This window comes from Corynebacterium sp. HMSC074H12, assembly GCF_001813755.1.
GTDB classification, from domain to species: domain Bacteria; phylum Actinomycetota; class Actinomycetes; order Mycobacteriales; family Mycobacteriaceae; genus Corynebacterium; species Corynebacterium hiratae.
The window spans coordinates 39,697-56,347 of sequence record NZ_KV813889.1 but is presented as its reverse complement, the minus strand read 5'-3'; the positions used below and the strand labels follow the sequence as shown (position 1 = coordinate 56,347).

Annotated in this window: 18 protein-coding genes; 13 read left to right on the top strand and 5 right to left on the bottom strand. The window is 61.8% G+C overall.

Translation table 11 applies throughout. The features are described from left to right. Both HMPREF2932_RS03220 and HMPREF2932_RS03215 read right to left on the bottom strand, forming a co-directional pair. On the bottom strand, window positions 1-513 hold the full coding sequence (locus HMPREF2932_RS03220; protein WP_369816116.1) for a hypothetical protein: 513 nt from the start codon (window positions 511-513) through the stop codon (window positions 1-3). 35 nt (window positions 514-548) lie between these two features. Further along, window positions 549-1,865: a M20/M25/M40 family metallo-hydrolase gene (locus HMPREF2932_RS03215; protein WP_071409593.1), complete on the bottom strand. Its 1,317-nt coding sequence runs from the start codon at window positions 1,863-1,865 to the stop codon at window positions 549-551. Window positions 1,866-1,943: 78 nt separating this feature from the next. On the opposite strand from HMPREF2932_RS03215, the gene bioB reads away from it, so the two are divergent. From bioB to HMPREF2932_RS03200, 3 genes are read left to right on the top strand one after another with little or no spacing between them, the layout of a single operon-like run. Then, window positions 1,944-2,924, top strand: coding sequence for a biotin synthase BioB (gene bioB / locus HMPREF2932_RS03210; RefSeq protein ID WP_046648630.1), 981 nt, complete (start codon window positions 1,944-1,946; stop codon window positions 2,922-2,924). Beyond that, window positions 2,924-3,178, top strand: coding sequence for a biotin synthase auxiliary protein BsaP (locus HMPREF2932_RS03205; RefSeq protein WP_046648628.1), 255 nt, complete (start codon window positions 2,924-2,926; stop codon window positions 3,176-3,178). The genes bioB and HMPREF2932_RS03205 overlap by 1 nt, the downstream gene beginning before the upstream one ends. A gap of 11 nt (window positions 3,179-3,189) precedes the next feature. Then, window positions 3,190-4,113, top strand: a complete 924-nt coding sequence (locus HMPREF2932_RS03200; RefSeq protein WP_049156682.1) for a Sir2 family NAD-dependent protein deacetylase — start codon at window positions 3,190-3,192, stop codon at window positions 4,111-4,113. Here the strand turns inward: HMPREF2932_RS03200 and HMPREF2932_RS03195 are convergent. Next, the gene (locus HMPREF2932_RS03195; RefSeq protein ID WP_049156683.1) at window positions 4,110-4,859 is read right to left on the bottom strand and encodes an esterase/lipase family protein; all 750 of its coding nucleotides are present in this window, start codon (window positions 4,857-4,859) and stop codon (window positions 4,110-4,112) included. The genes HMPREF2932_RS03200 and HMPREF2932_RS03195 overlap by 4 nt on opposite strands. Before the next feature lie 167 nt (window positions 4,860-5,026). Between HMPREF2932_RS03195 and amn the strand changes: the two genes are divergently transcribed. From amn to HMPREF2932_RS03165, 6 genes are all read left to right on the top strand, one after another. Next, the gene (gene amn / locus HMPREF2932_RS03190) at window positions 5,027-6,430 is read left to right on the top strand and encodes an AMP nucleosidase (protein ID WP_049156686.1); all 1,404 of its coding nucleotides are present in this window, start codon (window positions 5,027-5,029) and stop codon (window positions 6,428-6,430) included. A gap of 53 nt (window positions 6,431-6,483) precedes the next feature. After that, window positions 6,484-6,999, top strand: coding sequence for a phosphoribosyltransferase (locus tag HMPREF2932_RS03185; protein ID WP_049156689.1), 516 nt, complete (start codon window positions 6,484-6,486; stop codon window positions 6,997-6,999). Next, entirely contained in the window at window positions 6,999-8,447 is a 1,449-nt protein-coding gene (locus HMPREF2932_RS03180) for a SulP family inorganic anion transporter (RefSeq protein WP_049156692.1), read from the top strand. The genes HMPREF2932_RS03185 and HMPREF2932_RS03180 overlap by 1 nt, the downstream gene beginning before the upstream one ends. A gap of 117 nt (window positions 8,448-8,564) precedes the next feature. Continuing rightward, window positions 8,565-9,047 carry a ferritin gene (locus HMPREF2932_RS03175; protein WP_046648618.1) on the top strand — a complete coding sequence of 161 codons (483 nt, stop codon included), beginning with the start codon at window positions 8,565-8,567 and terminating at the stop codon, window positions 9,045-9,047. 64 nt (window positions 9,048-9,111) lie between these two features. Continuing rightward, the gene (locus HMPREF2932_RS03170; protein ID WP_046648617.1) at window positions 9,112-9,498 is read left to right on the top strand and encodes a hypothetical protein; all 387 of its coding nucleotides are present in this window, start codon (window positions 9,112-9,114) and stop codon (window positions 9,496-9,498) included. Continuing rightward, a complete protein-coding gene (locus HMPREF2932_RS03165; RefSeq protein ID WP_049156695.1) occupies window positions 9,440-10,009 on the top strand; it encodes an HAD-IA family hydrolase in 570 nt (189 codons plus the stop codon). Before HMPREF2932_RS03170 ends, HMPREF2932_RS03165 begins: the two co-directional genes overlap by 59 nt. On the opposite strand, the gene HMPREF2932_RS03160 is transcribed toward HMPREF2932_RS03165, so the two are convergent. Beyond that, complete coding sequence (locus HMPREF2932_RS03160) at window positions 10,006-11,082, bottom strand: ROK family protein (RefSeq protein WP_071409592.1); 1,077 nt, start codon at window positions 11,080-11,082, stop codon at window positions 10,006-10,008. The two genes, HMPREF2932_RS03165 and HMPREF2932_RS03160, sit on opposite strands and share 4 nt — an antisense overlap. Window positions 11,083-11,179: 97 nt before the next feature. On the opposite strand from HMPREF2932_RS03160, the gene HMPREF2932_RS03155 reads away from it, so the two are divergent. The 3 genes from HMPREF2932_RS03155 to HMPREF2932_RS03145 all read left to right on the top strand — a co-directional run bounded on the left by HMPREF2932_RS03155 (window position 11,180) and on the right by HMPREF2932_RS03145 (window position 14,825). Beyond that, window positions 11,180-11,749 (top strand): LOG family protein, encoded by a 570-nt coding sequence (locus HMPREF2932_RS03155; RefSeq protein WP_049156802.1) that lies wholly within the window; start codon window positions 11,180-11,182, stop codon window positions 11,747-11,749. Window positions 11,750-11,819: 70 nt separating this feature from the next. Beyond that, entirely contained in the window at window positions 11,820-13,481 is a 1,662-nt protein-coding gene (locus tag HMPREF2932_RS03150) for a DUF885 domain-containing protein (RefSeq protein WP_070510676.1), read from the top strand. 93 nt (window positions 13,482-13,574) lie between these two features. Then, the gene (locus HMPREF2932_RS03145; RefSeq protein WP_070517082.1) at window positions 13,575-14,825 is read left to right on the top strand and encodes an ATP-binding protein; all 1,251 of its coding nucleotides are present in this window, start codon (window positions 13,575-13,577) and stop codon (window positions 14,823-14,825) included. Here the strand turns inward: HMPREF2932_RS03145 and HMPREF2932_RS03140 are convergent. Then, the gene (locus tag HMPREF2932_RS03140) at window positions 14,805-15,857 is read right to left on the bottom strand and encodes an AbrB family transcriptional regulator (protein ID WP_246818611.1); all 1,053 of its coding nucleotides are present in this window, start codon (window positions 15,855-15,857) and stop codon (window positions 14,805-14,807) included. The two genes, HMPREF2932_RS03145 and HMPREF2932_RS03140, sit on opposite strands and share 21 nt — an antisense overlap. Before the next feature lie 22 nt (window positions 15,858-15,879). On the opposite strand from HMPREF2932_RS03140, the gene HMPREF2932_RS03135 reads away from it, so the two are divergent. Beyond that, window positions 15,880-16,650 carry a TSUP family transporter gene (locus tag HMPREF2932_RS03135; protein ID WP_071409590.1) on the top strand — a complete coding sequence of 257 codons (771 nt, stop codon included), beginning with the start codon at window positions 15,880-15,882 and terminating at the stop codon, window positions 16,648-16,650. Window position 16,651 lies beyond the last annotated feature (1 nt).

Here is a 16,651-nt window from a genome sequence, read left to right as displayed (position 1 = left end):
CTACGGCAAAAGCTGGGCCAGCGGGGTGCCCTCGACGAGGGTCTTGAGGTACGCCACGATATCCGGGACGTAGATGGTGAAGGTTCCGAAGGTCACTGGAATCGTCGGAAAAGCGTTGTTTGTCGGGGCCTTATTGCCGTTATTGGCTGGGGTACCACCGTTGTTGGTAGGCGCGGTGTTGTTAGCTGGTGCAGTGTTGTTGGCTGGGGCACCACCATTGTTAGCAGCGTTGCCACCGCCGCCATTCAGGCCGCAGCGCGCGATGGCCTCGTCGGCGCGGGCGACTGCGTCGCGGATCTCGCCGCCGCGCGGGTGGAAGTTAGCGGCAGCGAGCGCCTGGGACTTCTTGCTGTTGTAGTCGGACGGGTTGGTGTAGTACTTGGTGGCCTGCTCGCAGGAGATTTGGCCGGCCGGGACCTTAGCCAGGTAGTCATCCACCATGTCGGCGGAGGCGGTAGGGGCGGACAGGCCGATGGCGGCAGCAACGGAGCACAGGACAAGCTTTTTTCTCATGCGCCACATTGTGCCACAGCTTTTACACGTTTGCGTTAGCGGCTCAGGAAACGATCGACCAGCGAAGAATACGCCTTCACGGTCAAATCCAAGTCCTCCAAGTACAGGTGTTCGTCGTGGCTGTGCAGCTGCGAGTTCGCGCTGGCCATGTCTCGATCCTCGGCGTGCAGTGCAAAACCGTAGGCGTTGCCGCCGCGGCGACGAGCCACGCGCAGGTCGGAACCACCCGTCGCCAGTACCGGCAACACCTTCTTTTCTGGGAAGAACTCGTGGGCGGTCTCTTCAATACAGCGCCACAGCTCAGTATCGGTGGAGGACTGTGTGGCGTCCTCAGTAATAAGGTGCTCGATTTCTACCTCCTCGGCCATATCTCCGAGCGCTTCACGTAGGAAATCATCAAGCTCCTCCTGGGTCTGGCCAGGGAAGGGGCGGATATCCATCTCCAGGTAGGCGTGGGAGGGCAGCACGTTGATGGCGCCACCTGCGCGCAGGACGGTTTGGGCAATCGTCGTGTGCGAAAAGGCGTGGGCGTAGGCAGACAAATTACCGAACTTTTCGTAGTCGGCGGCGGTAGCGGAGCCGTCGAGAAGCGCTGCCTCCGTTGCGGGATCGAAGCGGAAGGTCTTGACGAATCCCTGCCACACCTCATCCGTCGCCACGGGCGGCTCCGCGGCCGCGATGCGGCGAGCCACTTCACCAATCTTGACGATGGCAAAGTCCTTGCCGAAGGGCGTCGAGCCATGGCCGGCATCGCCGTGCACGTGCAGACGGCGCTGTCCCGCGCCCTTCTCACCGACGTTGAAGACGAGCGCGCCGGGCAGGTGGCTGCCGCCGGTCTCCGAGAGGCAGTTGCGCACCGAGTAGGCCTCCGGGTGATGCTTGTCCATCCAGATGGAGCCCAAACCGCCGCGGGCCTCCTCGTCCGCCATACCTACGAACGCCAGGGTGCCGCCGGGATTGCCGCGCTTGGCGACGTCCCTGGTCACCGCCGCCATCGTCGCCGTAATAAAGAGCATGTCCACCGCGCCGCGGCCGTAGAGTTTGCCATCTTCGATGACGGCGTCGAAGGGCGGCTTGGTCCACTTGGGCTCGTCGACGGGCACGACATCCGTGTGGCCCATGAGCGTCAGCGGCTCCTTGTCCGGGTCACCCGGAACGGTCACCACGATGGTCACGCGGCCTGGGTGCGATTCATAGCGTTGAATCTCCACCGGGGTGCCGTTGAAGAACTTCTCCAGAGTATCCGCGTTGCGGACCTCGTTGCCGGAGTCAGGCGTGAGGTCATTCACGCAGGCATTGCGAATAAGCTCCTGGAGTAGCGCGAGGGTGTCGTCATAGAGCGTGGAATCCATGGCCTAGAGGTTAGTCCGGACCGAACAAAACACGCGGATTTACCACAACTTGAACGGTGTTCAAGTAAGGTTTCCCGCATGAGCATCGTAGATATCGCACGCGAGAAGGCCCTGGAGCAGGGCATCGGCCTGAACGAAGAAGAGCTGCTGCAGGTCCTTCAGATCCCGGATGAGCAGCTGGAAGAGATTGCGGACATCGCGCATCAAACCCGCCTCAAGTGGTGCGGCCCGGACGTCTCCGTGGAAGGCATCATCTCCATCAAGACCGGCGGCTGCCCGGAGGACTGCCACTTCTGCTCGCAGTCGGGCCTTTTCGAGTCCCCCGTGCGTGCCGCGCGCCTCAACATCCCGGAGCTGGTGGAGGCCGCCAAGAAGACCGCCAAGACCGGCGCCACGGAGTTCTGCATTGTGGCGGCCGTTAAGGCCCCAGACGAGAACCTCCTGTCCCAGGTTGCCGAGGCCATCCCGGCCATCCTCGATGAAGTTGATATCGAAATCTCCCTATCCCTGGGAACCCTCACCCGCGAGCAGGCCCAGCGCCTCAAGGACATGGGCGCCCAGCGCTACAACCACAACCTGGAGACCTCCAAGTCCTTCTTCCCCAACGTCGTCACGACCCACACCTGGGAGGAGCGCAAAGAGACCCTCGAGAACGTCCGTGCAGTCGGCATGGAGATCTGCTCCGGCGGCATCATCGGAATGGGCGAATCACTAGAAGACCGCGCCGAGTTCGCCTACCAGCTGGCCCAGATCGAGCCCTGCGAGGTGCCGATGAACTTCCTCGACCCGCGCCCGGGCACACCATTCGCGAACTACCCGTTGGTCCCGCTCGGTGAGGCACTGCGCGCAGTGGCCGCATTCCGCCTGGCCATGCCGTCTGTAACCCTCCGTTTTGCGGGCGGCCGCGAGCTCTCCCTGGGTGATGACGGAACCGAAAAGGGGCTGCTCGGCGGCATCAACGCCATCATCGCCGGCAACTACCTGACCACTCTGGGCAAGCAGATTGAAAAGGACGTCGACATGCTCGGCCGCATCGATCTGCCCATCAAGGCGCTCTGATGAACAGCTCGACGGAGTTGGCCGCCGCCGTCCTTGCCGGCGATGAGCCGCTGTTCCACCCCAACACGGGGAAACCACTAAGCGAGGAATTCACCTTGCACCCGGCGGCCGCGGCGGGCCTGGACGTCCCGCGCTATTGCCAGCTGTGTGGGCGCCGCATGGTGGTGCAGGTGCGCCCGGATGGCTGGAACGCGCGCTGTTCGCGCCATGGCGAGCTCGACTCAGATCATCTCTACGAGGAGGCTCTCCCGTAAGCTGGGGCACCATGGATCCCGCCGTTGCCCACGCTCACCAGTCCGCGTTGCGCTCCATCTCCCGGGTCGTCGCCGAGATCGCTGAGCCGACTCCCCCACAACAAGCACTGGACGCCGTCACCGATCAACTGCGCCGCGGCAACGTCATGGTCCTCACCGGCGCGGGCGTATCCACGGAATCGGGCGTGCCCGACTACCGCGGCCCGCGCGGTTCCCTCAGCCGGCACCGCCCCATGACCTACCAGGAGTTCCTGCACGATCCGCAGGCCTCGCACCGCTATTGGGCGCGTGCTTTCGTCGGCTGGCGGGTCATGCAAGCTGCACACCCCAACCGCACGCACTACGCGTTGGTCGAACTCGAGCGCGCCGGGCTCCTCACGGGTGTCGTCACACAGAACGTGGACGGCCTGCACGAGGAAGCCGGGCAGCGCAACCTCATTGCCCTGCACGGGGACATGCAGCACGTGGTGTGCTTGAGTTGCGGGTACGAAGAACCACGCGCGGACTACGACGCCCGCGCCGCCACAGCCAACCCGACTTACCTGCAACGCTGGGCAGTCAACAAAGAGGACGTTAACCCTGACGGCGACGTTGCCCTCAGCCAAGAAGCGGTCGAAGAATTTGTCATGCCCGGCTGCGTGCGGTGCGGCTCACAGCGCCTCAAACCAGACGTGGTCTATTTCGGCGAGCCCGTTCCGACTTTTAAAAAGGACGCCGCCTACGCGATGGTCAACGCGTCTGACTCCCTGCTGGTAGCCGGCTCGTCGCTGGCGGTGATGAGCGGCTTCCGCTTCGTTCTGGAGGCAAAGAAACAGGGCAAGCGCGTGGCCACCATCAATGGAGGGCCAGGGCGCGCGGATGACCGCGTGGACACACTGTGGCGGACCCAGGTGGGGCCGGCTTTCGATGCGGTTCTCGACGAGCTGGAGCTCTAGAGCCGCTCCAGTTCCTCGAGGACAAACTGGCATACCCGTTTATCCATGGGCATATCCTCGTGGCGAATAATCGCAAGGCGCTCGATGTCCTGGATATAGACGTTGTGGACATTCGGGCCATTGAGGAAACAGGTGTTTGGTGGAACCACGATGGCGTCGGCGCGCGTGGCGATGCACGTATAGCTCACCCCGGGTTCGACCTCGCTGCCGCGGTTCGTGGCCTCAACAATCTCGCTGCCGGTGACCTGCTGCATGCCGGCGGGGCCAAACCAGCCGTCGATAAGCGAGCGCGCCACCTCCTCCTGCCTCTCGCTGCGAAAGAGGGGGCTGGCGATTCCACCCTGGGTCGTGCCGTGATTGGGAGAGCTGATACACACCACGTGCCGTACAAACTCCGCGCTATCGTGCATGCGCATCCAGTACCGAGCCAATAATCCACCCTGGGAGTGGCCCACGAGAATCACCTGCTCCGCGCCGGTGACGGTGCGGACGGCGTTGATGTAGGCGTCGAGCTGCCGAGCGGATTCCTGCAGGGGGCCAGTGGCGCGGGTCCCGTAGTCAGGGGCGAAGGTGGCCCAGCCAGCGGCGCGGAGCATGTCTGCGAGAACCTGCCATATCCCCTTGCTGTCGCAGGTTCCGTGGATCAAGACAACCGGCCAGGGGCGTTCGGCGGTAGGGCGCGCGGACCAGTCGTCTTCGTAGACGCCGCGTGGGCGTCTGCGGGCACCGAGGGGGAGTGGGGTCATGAAATTTCAGTTTACTCTTGACCCCTATCCAACTTTCGTACTAAGCTAAGGCTTGCCTAATACGGAACGGCGGTGAGCTCCACACCGTACGCGTTACCGGATTAGTCATGGGGATAGGGCCCGCCGCTTCACCGCGGCGGGCTTCTTTCATGGATACACTCGCGGGCATGACCGACCTGCAGCATGTCCACTCCGTCAACGAAGCGGTTGCTCGTCTCTGCGAGCTCTATGACAGTTCCTGTGCGCTGGCACGTGAAGCATTGGCCTCAGGGGACCACGATGCCTACCGCCACGTGGTGTACCCAAAGATCACCGTGCATGTACGCCAGTGGACGCCCATCGACCGCTCCGAGCCCTTCGGTTACGTGGACCAAGAGGGCCGCTACTCGGCGGTGATATCCAAACCATGGCTGATTCGTGATTACCTGACAGAGCAGCTCACGCGGCTCACCAACAACTACCTGTGCGATCTCTACGTCGGTCAATCGGATGAGCGCATCCCGCCGGAATATATTCGGGGGATTACACAGATTCCCCAGGACCGTGGCGACATCCCCCGGCCCACCCTCGATGCGGTGCATGACGGAATCGTGGACGGCGCTTGGAAGGCTTTCCACGGCAAGGAAAAACCACTGTTCCATTTTGGTGCGCAGCGCTTCGACATTGCCTGCGCCCGCATCGAGCACTACACCGGCATCGAGGTGGACACCGTGCAGAAGTACATCCTGTTCACCAACTACGCCATGCACACCACCGAGTTCGTCAAGTTCGGGCTGCGCGAATTGGCGCGGGAAGACTCCCGCTACACCGCGCTCGTGCTGCCCACGGGGGAGACCATCCACCCCAATGACGCGGTGCTTCTCGACGTCGACGAGCTCACCCTCACCTCCCGCTACCAGATGCCACGTTTTGATCTCATCACCGCCGGCGGCGATGGCATCACGATGATCAACATCGGTGTCGGCCCCTCCAATGCCAAAACCATCACGGACTGCTTGGCAGTCCTGCGCCCGGAGGCCTGGATCATGATCGGCCACTGCGCAGGGCTTGATGGCCGCATGCGCATCGGTGACCTCATCCTGGGCAATGCTTATCAGCGCGAAGACCACATCCTCGACGGCACCGTCACCACCAGCAACCCGATTCCCGCCATCCCGGAGATCCAGCGCATGCTGGAGGCCGCCGTCGACGAGGTCTATGGAAAAGACAATTCGCTCATGCGCACCGGCACGGTGCTCTCCACCGATGATCGCAACTGGGAATGGCGCACCTCCCGTGATCTGTGGGAGTGGCTGCGCCACTCCACCGCGGTGGCAGTAGATATGGAATCCTGCACCCTCGCCGCCAACGGCTACCGCTACCGCATCCCTTATGGCACGCTGCTGTCGGTCTCCGATCTCCCTCTGCATGCCGTGCCCAAGCTTCCCGCCCAAGCGCAGGCCTTTTATTCCAATTCGAAGGAGGCACACGTGATGTGCGCGGTGCGCGCGGTGGAGGCTTTGGCGGAAAATCCGGAGCGGCTGCGCACCCGCAAATTGCGCCGAACGGTAGGAGAGGTACCGTTTCGCTGAGGTTGATGATTAGACTGAGGGAAATGCACAATCTGGCGAAGGAGACCTAGACGATGAGCACCCCGGAGTGGTGGAACCCGGAACGCGAGAACCTGACGTGGGAGGTCTTCGGTGAGGCCAGTCGCTCCCTGTCCCAAGAAATCGTGGATTCGGGTTGGTTCCCCGACCTTATCGTGGGCGTGGCCCGCGGTGGATTGATCCCAGCCGGCGCTATTGGCTACGCCATCGGGGTCAAGGAGATGGGTGCTATCAACGTGGAGTTCTACACCGATATCGGTGAGACCCTCCCGGAGCCGATTCTCCTTAACCCGCAGCTGGACACTGATTCGCTCAAGGGCAAGAAGGTCCTCGTCGTTGATGACGTGGCGGATTCCGGCAAGACCCTCGACCTCGTGGTCAACCTGCTCGAGCAGACCGCGTCCGAGGTCAAGTCCGCGGTGATCTACACGAAGCCGACCACCATCTTTGAGCCGGACTTCTCGTGGAAGAAGACCGATCAGTGGATCAACTTCGCATGGTCCGTCCTGCCAGTCATCACCCGCGACGGCTCTTTCAAAGACGGCCACTAGTGTCGGAGCACGCAGCCGGGTCTTTCCGCGCGGCCTTTAGCTCGCCCGCCCGCTTCCGCAAGGAGGTGTTTGGCGGGCTTGCTGTTGCGCTCGCCCTCATCCCGGAAGTTTTAAGTTTCTCCATCCTCGCCGGACTCGACCCCAAGGTGGGGCTCTTCGCCTCCGTCATCATGGCGATGTCCATCGCCATCACCGGCGGGCGCCCGGCCATGATCTCTGCTGCAGCTGGCTCTGTCGCCGTGGTGATCGCACCACTTGCCCACGAGCATGGCCTGCAGTACGTGCTGCTGACCATCTGGATGGCGGGAATTCTCCAAGTAGTGATGGCAGTGCTGGGCGTCGCCAAGCTCATGCGTTTCATCCCCCGCAGCGTCATGCTGGGGTTTGTCAACGCCCTGGGCATCCTCATGTTCACGGCGCAGCTGAGCCACCTGTGGCAGGTGCCGTGGCTGGTCTACCCCCTTGTCGCGCTAGGCCTCGTCATCATGGTGGTGTGGCCGCGGATTACCACGGTGATCCCCGCCCCGCTCGTCGCGATTATCGTGGTTAGCGCACTCACTGTGATTTTCGGCTGGCAGGTTCCCAACGTCGCGGACCAAGGCGAGCTGCCGACCTCCCTGCCCGGTTTTGTTATTCCGGACTTACCTTGGACGAAGGAGACTATTCTCCTCTGCCTTCCCTATGCATTGGGCGTTGCACTCGTCGGCCTTATGGAATCCCTGCTGACCGCCAAGCTTGTCGACGACCTCACGGATACCCACTCCGATAAGACGCGCGAATCCGTGGGCCAGGGCATCGGCAACATGCTCGCCGCGGCCATCGGCGGCATGGGCGTGTGCGCAATGATCGGCCAGACCATGATTAACGTCAAGGAATCCCAGGCGCGCACGCGCTTGTCGACGTTCCTCGCCGGCGTCTTCCTCCTCATCCTCATCCTCGTGTTGGGCGATACCGTAGGAAAAATCCCCATGGCCGCGCTCGTGGCGGTCATGTTCATGGTGTCTTTCCACACCGTGGATTGGCACTCGGTGCGCACGATTCACCGCATGCCGTTGAGCGAAACCCTCGTCATGCTCGTGACGGTGATTGGCACCCTGGTGACAAATAACCTGGCGGTCGGTGTGATCCTCGGCGTCCTGACCGCCTCGATAGCCTTTGCACGCCGCGTGGCGCACCTGGTGTCGGTGGAGCTGGAGGGCAACGTCTACACCGTGCGCGGCCAGCTCTTCTTCGCCTCTTCGAACGACTTGGTCTACGCCTTCGATTACACCCTGCCGGTGGACAAAATCATCGTGGATTTCTCGGAGGCCGATATTTGGGATGCCTCGACCGTCGCGGTACTCGAGTCCGTGGAGAACAAGTACGCAAGCCGTGGCATAGCGGTGGAATTCCGCGGCCTCGATGGCGTTAGCCTCGCGCGCTACCAGAGGATTTCCGGTTTGAGTTAGGTAAACCTATCAGAAAAAGTCTTATGACGTGCGAGTTTGCTTAAGATCGCCTTGCTAGCGTGCCCGAATTTTTTCTGTATTGTGGGTAACACCAAACAGACGAAAGGAATCACTTTCATGGACGAGAAGCTGCAAACCCTCCTTAACGAGCAGGTCATCAACGAGCACGGCGCAGCCCTGATTTACACCCAGCTGGCCTACGAGATGGACAACCTGTCCTTCCCGGGCATGCGCGATTGGTTCTTCAAGCAGGCAGAGGAAGAGCGCGAGCACGCACAGAAATTTGCTGAGCACCTGCTGGACCGCGGCTACCGCGTCGAGCTGGGGGATATCCAGGTCGGCTCCGTCAAGGCCGCCACCCCGCTCGATGCCTTTGAGGCCTCCCTCGCGCATGAGCAGAAGGTCTCGGAGCAGATCCGGGAGATCGCCCGCACCGCGGATGCCGCCGGGGATCTCGATTCCCGCGCCCTCATCAACTGGTTCCTCGAGGAGCAGGTTGAGGAGGAGTCCACCGTGTCCGAGATCATTGACCAGCTCAAGCTGGTGGGCAATGACGGCTCGGGCCTGCTGCGCATCGATGGTTCGCTGGCGCAACGGTAACGAAGCCATATAGTTTGCACGAATTCTCCCACAGCCCCCTGCGGTTGGTGGGAGAATTTCTTTTATGACTACAACGCGCCTGATGCTCATTTGCGGTGCCCTGGCCGGCCTTGTGATCGCATTGGTCGGCGGCACGTGGCTGGCGGCAACGAACATGGCGCTGGGAACCTTCTTCTTTGCTCTTGCCGTCATGCTTGGTCCGTTTGCAGGACTTGCCCTCTTGTTGGGCGCGGCTGCGGCATCGACGGCGCTGAGCCGCTCCTTGTTTAGCGTGGGCGGCTTGTTCCTCGTGGGAGCGATCTCGACGTTGTGGGCCCACGGCACGCTGTCGCTTCCGCTTTTCGTGGCGGGCACCCTGACCGGCGCTATTGCGGTCTGGCTACACTGGGCGCATGGCCACTTTGCTCTTCGACCTCTACGGCGTGCTCATGCGGCCCGCTGGGAACGCTGAGCTGGAGGATTATCTCCGTCCCGAAAACCCGGAGCACTTTTGGTCGCTCTATGAGGAGTTTCGCCCAGCTTATAATTCTGGGCACCTGAGTGATTCGCAATATTGGGGGCGCATCCGCGCGCTGACTGAACTGGACTCCTTTGACGTCAGCCACGCGACCGAACTGGACACTGAGCGCCTGCTGGTTGCCGACTCACAGGTAGTTCGTGCGGTGCTAAACCTCATCGGTCAAGGCCACAGCGTCGGCATCCTGGCGAATGTGCCGGCGGTACTGGGAACCCGGATCCGCCAGACGCAGACCTGGCTTCAGGAATGCGCCGCCGTGACGCTGAGCTGCGATATCGGGGTAGCTAAACCAGACCCGGAGGCCTACCTCGTGGCCGTCGATGCCCTGGGCGCGCAGGCCAAGGACACGCACTTCTTCGATGATCGGCCCGACTTCGTCACTGGCGCGCAGCGCCTCGGGCTCAAGGCTCACCTTTTTACGGGCATCAATTCGATCCCTTTTTAGGCAGCTTTCGCCTCGCGGCCGAGCTCCAGCGGTACGCGCAGCAGTGGATCGAGCGCCACAGCGCGGGTGCAGGCGCGAACAATTTCGGTGTGCGAGGGGATCATGCGCAGCTCCACTGGGTGATCGGTGGCCTGGCGCACGGCGGAAGCAAAGAGCTTCGGGGCCGCCGGATCATCCGAGAAGGCGCCGCCGGCCACAACGAGAGTATCGGGCGTGTGCTCCGTCAACAGCTCAGCGGCGGTGGTGCCGAGGGAGCGCGCGCGATCGTCGAGAAGCGCTCGCGTTTCTTCATCAGCATTCGTCACCACGTCTGGGAACGAGTCTCCGCCGGTCTCATTAAGCATCGCCTGCGTGGCCAGGGCGTGAGCCCCGTCGATTTCGAGCTGCACAATTTCATCGCCGACTGTGAGCGCAGCACCGACGGAGTCATCCGCGTAGAGCACCATGACGGGCTTTTCCGCGCCCAGCTCCGCGGACTGCGTCTCGGATCCCAGGATGGCGGGGATGACGGAAGACACGACAACCGGAACGCCGAACTGGTACTCCAGACGACTAGCGATGTCCATCTCGTCCCAGCCCAGGTTGTGGGCAGTGATGCGTCCGGCCTCGTTGACGCTTCCGGACGTGGTCACGCCGACTGAAACTAAACGGAGATCCAGGCCGGTCATCAGGCGATTGACACCAGCGATGATGTGCTCGATGACATCGCTTGCACTCAAACGCGAAACCGGGGTAGCCACGTCTTCCTCGCGGAGGGTGCGCCCCTTGGTATCGAAGAAGGCGATGTGGGTAAAGGCGGTACCAACCGCAATGCCGGCGAGCATCCAGTTATTATCCGCTACCTCTAGGGGCACGGTGGGGCGCCCGCGCCCGCGGGACTGAGTCAAATCCGTGCGCTCGCGAATCAGCCCAGCACCCAGCAGCGCGGCGGTGGCGCGGGTAATCGTCGGCTGGGACAGCCCCGTGGCTTCGACAAGTTCACTGCGGGTCACAACGGGATTGAGTCGAATGATGTGGAGGCACTTCGCCGCCGGGGTGCGGGGGCGAGTGAACACGGGACCAGATTTAATCATGGCGCAAGTATAAATTCACCAGACCGCATTGTCTAATAGAAATTGGGATTCAGTAGACATCATAGTCTAGAAGTGTGCCTGCGTTAGAGTGGTGTTCATGGATTCTGTTGCTGTGTACTGCGGCTCCGCCGTCGGAAACTCTGAAGCCTATGGCCAAGCCGCACACCTTTTGGGGGAGGAGCTCGCGCGGCGCAACCTCACCCTGGTCTATGGCGGCGGTGACGTGGGCCTGATGGGCATCGTCGCGGATTCCTGCTTGGCAGCCGGCGGCACCGTCATCGGAGTAATCCCGCGGCAGCTCGTCGATTACGAGATGTCACACCAGCGGGTAACCAAGCTCGAGGTCGTGGACACCATGGCGCAGCGCAAGACGCGTATGGAGGAACTCGCGGATGCCTTCGTGTGCCTGCCGGGCGGCGTGGGAACTCTAGAGGAGCTCACCGAGGTGCTTACCCTGCAACAATTAGGCAACCTTGATGGCCCGGTGGGCCTAGTAGACGTCAACGGTTTCTGGCAGCCGTTTATAAACATGTACTCCGCAATGGTGCAGGAGGGGTTCGTTCAAAAACGCTTCCTCGACGCGCTCGTGGTCAGCCCGTTTCCAGCTGAAGTCCTGGATCAATTTGCATCATGGACGAGCCCGGGAAGTAAGTGGAGCAACAATTAGCTAACAACCTGGTAAATAAGGCGGCGCTGGGTTGGCCCAACCCCCTGGATCTTCGTTAGACTTCGCCCTTATGAGTTTTGACCAGAACGCAGAGCGCCAGCCTTCGCTGCTGGACGCGTCGTGCGATAACTTCGTCCACGACCTCGCGCAGCTCACGCCCACCGATGCCACCGCGTGGGGAATTCCCGGCTTCGATGGGGAGCTGGAGGATTTCTCCCCGGAGTACTACTCCTCCGTGGCGGATCGCACTCGTGAGATGATGGCGGATCTCGACGCCCTCGATGACACCACCGACGAGTCTGATGATGACGATGACTTCGATGAGGTGGACTACGTCACCGCCGCCGTCTTGCGCGACCGTCTCTGCCTGGATCTTGACCTACACCATGCCGGTGAGGACATCCGCTGCCTTAACAACATTGCCTCCCCGGTGCAGACCATCCGCGACACCCTCATGCTCATGCCGAAGGACACCCCGGAGCAGCTTGATGCGTTGCGCTCGCGCCTGTCGAAGGTGGCGGCCTCCCTCAACGGCTACAGGGAGTCCCTCACGGAGGCGGCGTCGCGTGGCATGGTGGCGCCGCAGCGCCAGATCTCCGATGTCTTCGTGCAATGCGAGCGGCTTGCCGACGCCGGCTCCATGCTCGAGGACCTTGGCGTTGAGGGCCCAGAGGTGGACGCGGCCAAGGAAGCCTTCGGCGAGTTCGCCGATTGGCTCTCAAACGAGCTGCAACCACAAGCACCATCGCAAGACGCGGTGGGTCGCGAGCGCTACGAGCGCTTCTCCAGGCTCTTCGTCGGCGATGTCGTGGACCTCGATGAGGCCTATGAGTGGGGCATGGACCAGGTGCGCTCCATCAAGGCGGAACAAGAAAAGATCGCCCACGAGCTCTATGGCTCCGACGTCACCGTGCGCGCAGCTATGCGCAAACTCAACGAGGAGGAGCGTTACCAGCTGCACGGCACCGACGCGTTAGTGGAGTGGATGCAGTCCACCGCGGACCGCGTCATCAAGGACCTCGACGGCACCGCCTTCGACATCCCGGAGGCGGTTAAAGAAATCGAGTGCTGCATTGACCCGGCCGGCACCGGCGGTATCTTCTACACCTCGCCGTCTGATGACTTCTCCCGCCCCGGCCGCATGTGGTGGTCCGTACCGGCTGGCCAGGAGCTTTTCCACACCTGGCAGGAACTAACCACCGTCCACCACGAGGGCGCGCCGGGCCACCATCTGCAGATTGGTGCCGCGCTGACCCAGCCGGATCTCAACCTATGGCGCCGTGCGGTGACGTGGAACTCCGGCCACGGTGAGGGCTGGGCTCTGTACGCTGAGGCACTCATGGCGGAGCTGGGATACATGGATGATCCGGGCTTCCGCATGGGGCTTCTCGACGCCCAACGCTTCCGCGCCGCCCGCGTCGTGGTGGACATCGGACTCCACTTGGGCAAGGCGTTGCCGGAGTGCACCGCGTCCGGTGTCTGGGACAAGTCCCACGTCAAGACCTTCATGCGTGAGAACACCGCGATGGACGATGCCAACCTCTCCTTCGAGGTCACCCGTTACCTGGGCTGGCCGGGCCAGGCGCCGTCTTATGCCTTGGGCCAGCGCCTGTGGCAGCAGACCCGCGACGCCGCAGTCGAACAGGGGATGGACGTACGTGATTTCCACTCCCAGGCATTGGCTCTGGGCTCAGTGCCGATGTCGATCCTGCGCGAGACGATTCTGGACTAGCTGTCAGACTCTTGGATTTATCCACACCTGACTCTTGGATTTATCCACTAGTGACTCTGTAATTTATCCATGTTTCGGACTAGGGTACCTGGTATGTACCTGCCGCGAATTGTTGATGCAGAAGTAGAAAGAGGCCTTCGCGTTGCCGGAGCCCTCTTCCTGAAAGGCCCCCGCGCGAGCGGCAAAACGTCGACGGCGCGCCAGTTTGCTAAGTCTGTCATTCAGCTTGACCGTGACACTCCTGAAGCAAACGTTGCTCGCATGCAACCGGCACTAGGGCTTCAAGGGGCGCGGCCCCGGCTTATCGATGAATGGCAGGTTGTTCCTGCTATCTGGAACGAAGTGCGTCATGCGGTCGATGACTCGCGAGAAAAGGGACAGTTCCTCCTCACGGGTTCCTCGACACCCGATGACGATGCCACCCGCCATTCGGGGGCTGGGCGTATTCGCTCGATTCAGTTGCGTACGTTGAGCCTGGCAGAGCGTGGAGATTTGGCTGAGCGCGTATCACTAGGCGCGATTATTTCCGGCAATCAGGATCCCACGGCTGGGACGGACGCCACCGTGGCGGATTATGCCCGCTGGATCGTTGCCGGTGGCTTCCCAGAGTTTTTCGACCTTGATCCTCTAGATGCCCAAGAGGGGATGGAGTCTTACCTCACGGAGATGAGCGAGCACGACTACCCGGAACTTGGGGGTCCGCGCCGCGATCCGCGCCGTTTCCAGTCTTTTCTTCGCGCCTACGCGGGGCTAGTTGCTCAACCGGCCACCGCTGCAGCGATTCGTAAACGCATTGGCGAGCTCAGCAGTGCTACTCCTATGCCGGCAGCAGAAACCGTCAACGTTATTCATGATTTTGCTACACGTTTGTTCCTAGTTGAAGACCAGCCCGCGTGGTCACCAAAGACGAGATCTAAGACAACCATGGTTCAGATGCCGAAGCGTCAGCTCGCGGATCCTGGCTTGGCAGCTGCATTGTTGGCGGTTGGGCCAGACAAACTGCTTGGTGATCTAGAGACTTTGGGCATTCTCTTTGAGGCGCAACTGGTGCACGATCTGCGCGTTTATGCTCAAGCATTAAGGGCACGAGGCGTCTTCCATCTGCGGGATATGAAGGGCCGCGAAGAAATTGACGCGATAGTGGAACTCAGGGATGGCTCGTGGGTGGGATTTGAAGCGAAACTTTCGCACAACGAGGTCGATGCCGCGGCGGCACATTTGTTAAGAGTGGCAGAGAAGGTCTCCTTGCCACCGGCCGCTCTCATCGTGGTTATTCCCAGCGGACCAGCTTTCCAACGGTCAGATGGAGTGTGGGTGGTTCCACTAGCGGCGCTTGCGGAATAGCCGCAAAATCTGCGGCAGGTAGCCGGCGATGACCAGCACGATGATGAGCCGGATAATCTGCACGGCCACCACGGCTGGGCCCGCGCCTCCTTCCGCAGACAGCGCAAGCACCGTCTCCAGCGCGCCGGGTGAGGTGGCGAGGTAAGCCTCGAAGTAGGTTATGTCCAGCCATGCGGTCAGAGGCAGTGCGGTCAATGCGCACACGCCGATCACGACAACGATAAAGAGGATCGTCGCCGGTAGCTGCTTGGCGAAGGCCCGCAGTGCCGGTACCGAAAGCCCACCACCGCAGACCCAGCCGATGGACATAAAGGCCATGATCTTGAACACGTAGAGCGGCTCCAGTGTGTGGCCGGCTGGAATAACCTGCGCAACCAGCACCGTCACGATGAGCGGCCCCAAAACAGCAGCAGCTGGCAAACGCACCAGCTTGCCCAGCTGTTCACCAACCACAGCGATGGCGAGAGTCAGCAGTACGATCCACCACGTGACCTCGCCGTCAACGCTCATGTCGACACCGTGACCAGCGGGGGCATCCAACAACGACACCACCAAAGGCAGCGACACCGACACCGCCAGAAGGCGCAGGTATTGCGTCAGCGCCACGTAGCGGTAGTCCGCGCCGAGCTCGCTAGCTAGTGCCGGCATGAGGGAGGCCCCGCCCGGCAGCATCGACAAAATACCCGTCTCCCAGGAAATATCCTTCGGCTGCGAACGATGCAGCAGAACACCGCCAGCGACGCCGATTAAAACAGTAATGAGTGACATCGTCACCGCGGCTGGCACAAAGCCGATGAGGGTGGAGGCAGGAACTAAGGTCAAAGGTATGCCCGCCATCATTCCGATGAATCCGCGGGCGACAGAATAAAAGTGCTCGTTAACGGCGAGTTCTTTGCCCGTCGTCAAGGCCATGGCTCCCGAGACCACGATGGCGCCGAGGATCCAGGCTGCGGGTACGTGAAGGTAGCTCAACAGCGCCCCGAGAGTTGCAGACCCCGGGGCCACGATGAGCCACCTCGCACGAACTGACATGCAATCGAGTTTAATGATGGGCATGGACTTTGGATTGAGCGGTTGGGCAATTCTTACCATGGGCGCTGCTGTGGCCGGGTGGGTAGACGCCGTCATTGGCGGCGGCGGGCTCGTGCTCATTCCGCTCATTCTGGCCGTGGCTCCGCAGCTCGCACCCGCGACGGCGCTGGCAACGAACAAGGTGGCGGCGGTGTCGGGAACGGCGTCGGCGGCCGTTACCTTAGTAAAGAAGGTGCGCCCACCGAAAGGCGAGCTTATTCGCATGGGACTCATCGCGCTCGTGTGCTCCGGCCTCGGCGCGGTGGCAGCCGCACTCATGGACAAGGACGTCATGCGCCCGGTCATCATCGTGCTCATGGTGGCCGTTGGTATCTTCGTGGCCTTTCGCCCGGATTTTGGCAGCGGTGACGGCCAGGGCCTGCGCGGCGGCTGGCGCACGTGGGCAGCACTGGGCGCTGTGGCTGCTATCGCCTTCTACGATGGCATCTTCGGACCCGGCACCGGCATGTTCCTCATCATGGCGTTTACCGCCATCTTCTCCCAGAATTTCCTCACCTCAGCGGCGATGGCGAAGGTGGTCAACACGTGTACCAACGTCGGCGCCCTCGTGGTGTTTATCGCGGGCGGCCACGTGGTGTGGGCGCTGGCCCTCGTCCTCGCGGTGGCCAATATTATCGGCGCGCAGCTAGGGGCGCGGACAGTGCTTGGCGGCGGCGCGAAGCTCATCCGCTATGCGCTGCTGGTACTCGTCGTGGTGATGAGCGTGTACCTGTCCTGGCAGCAGTGGGGCTGAT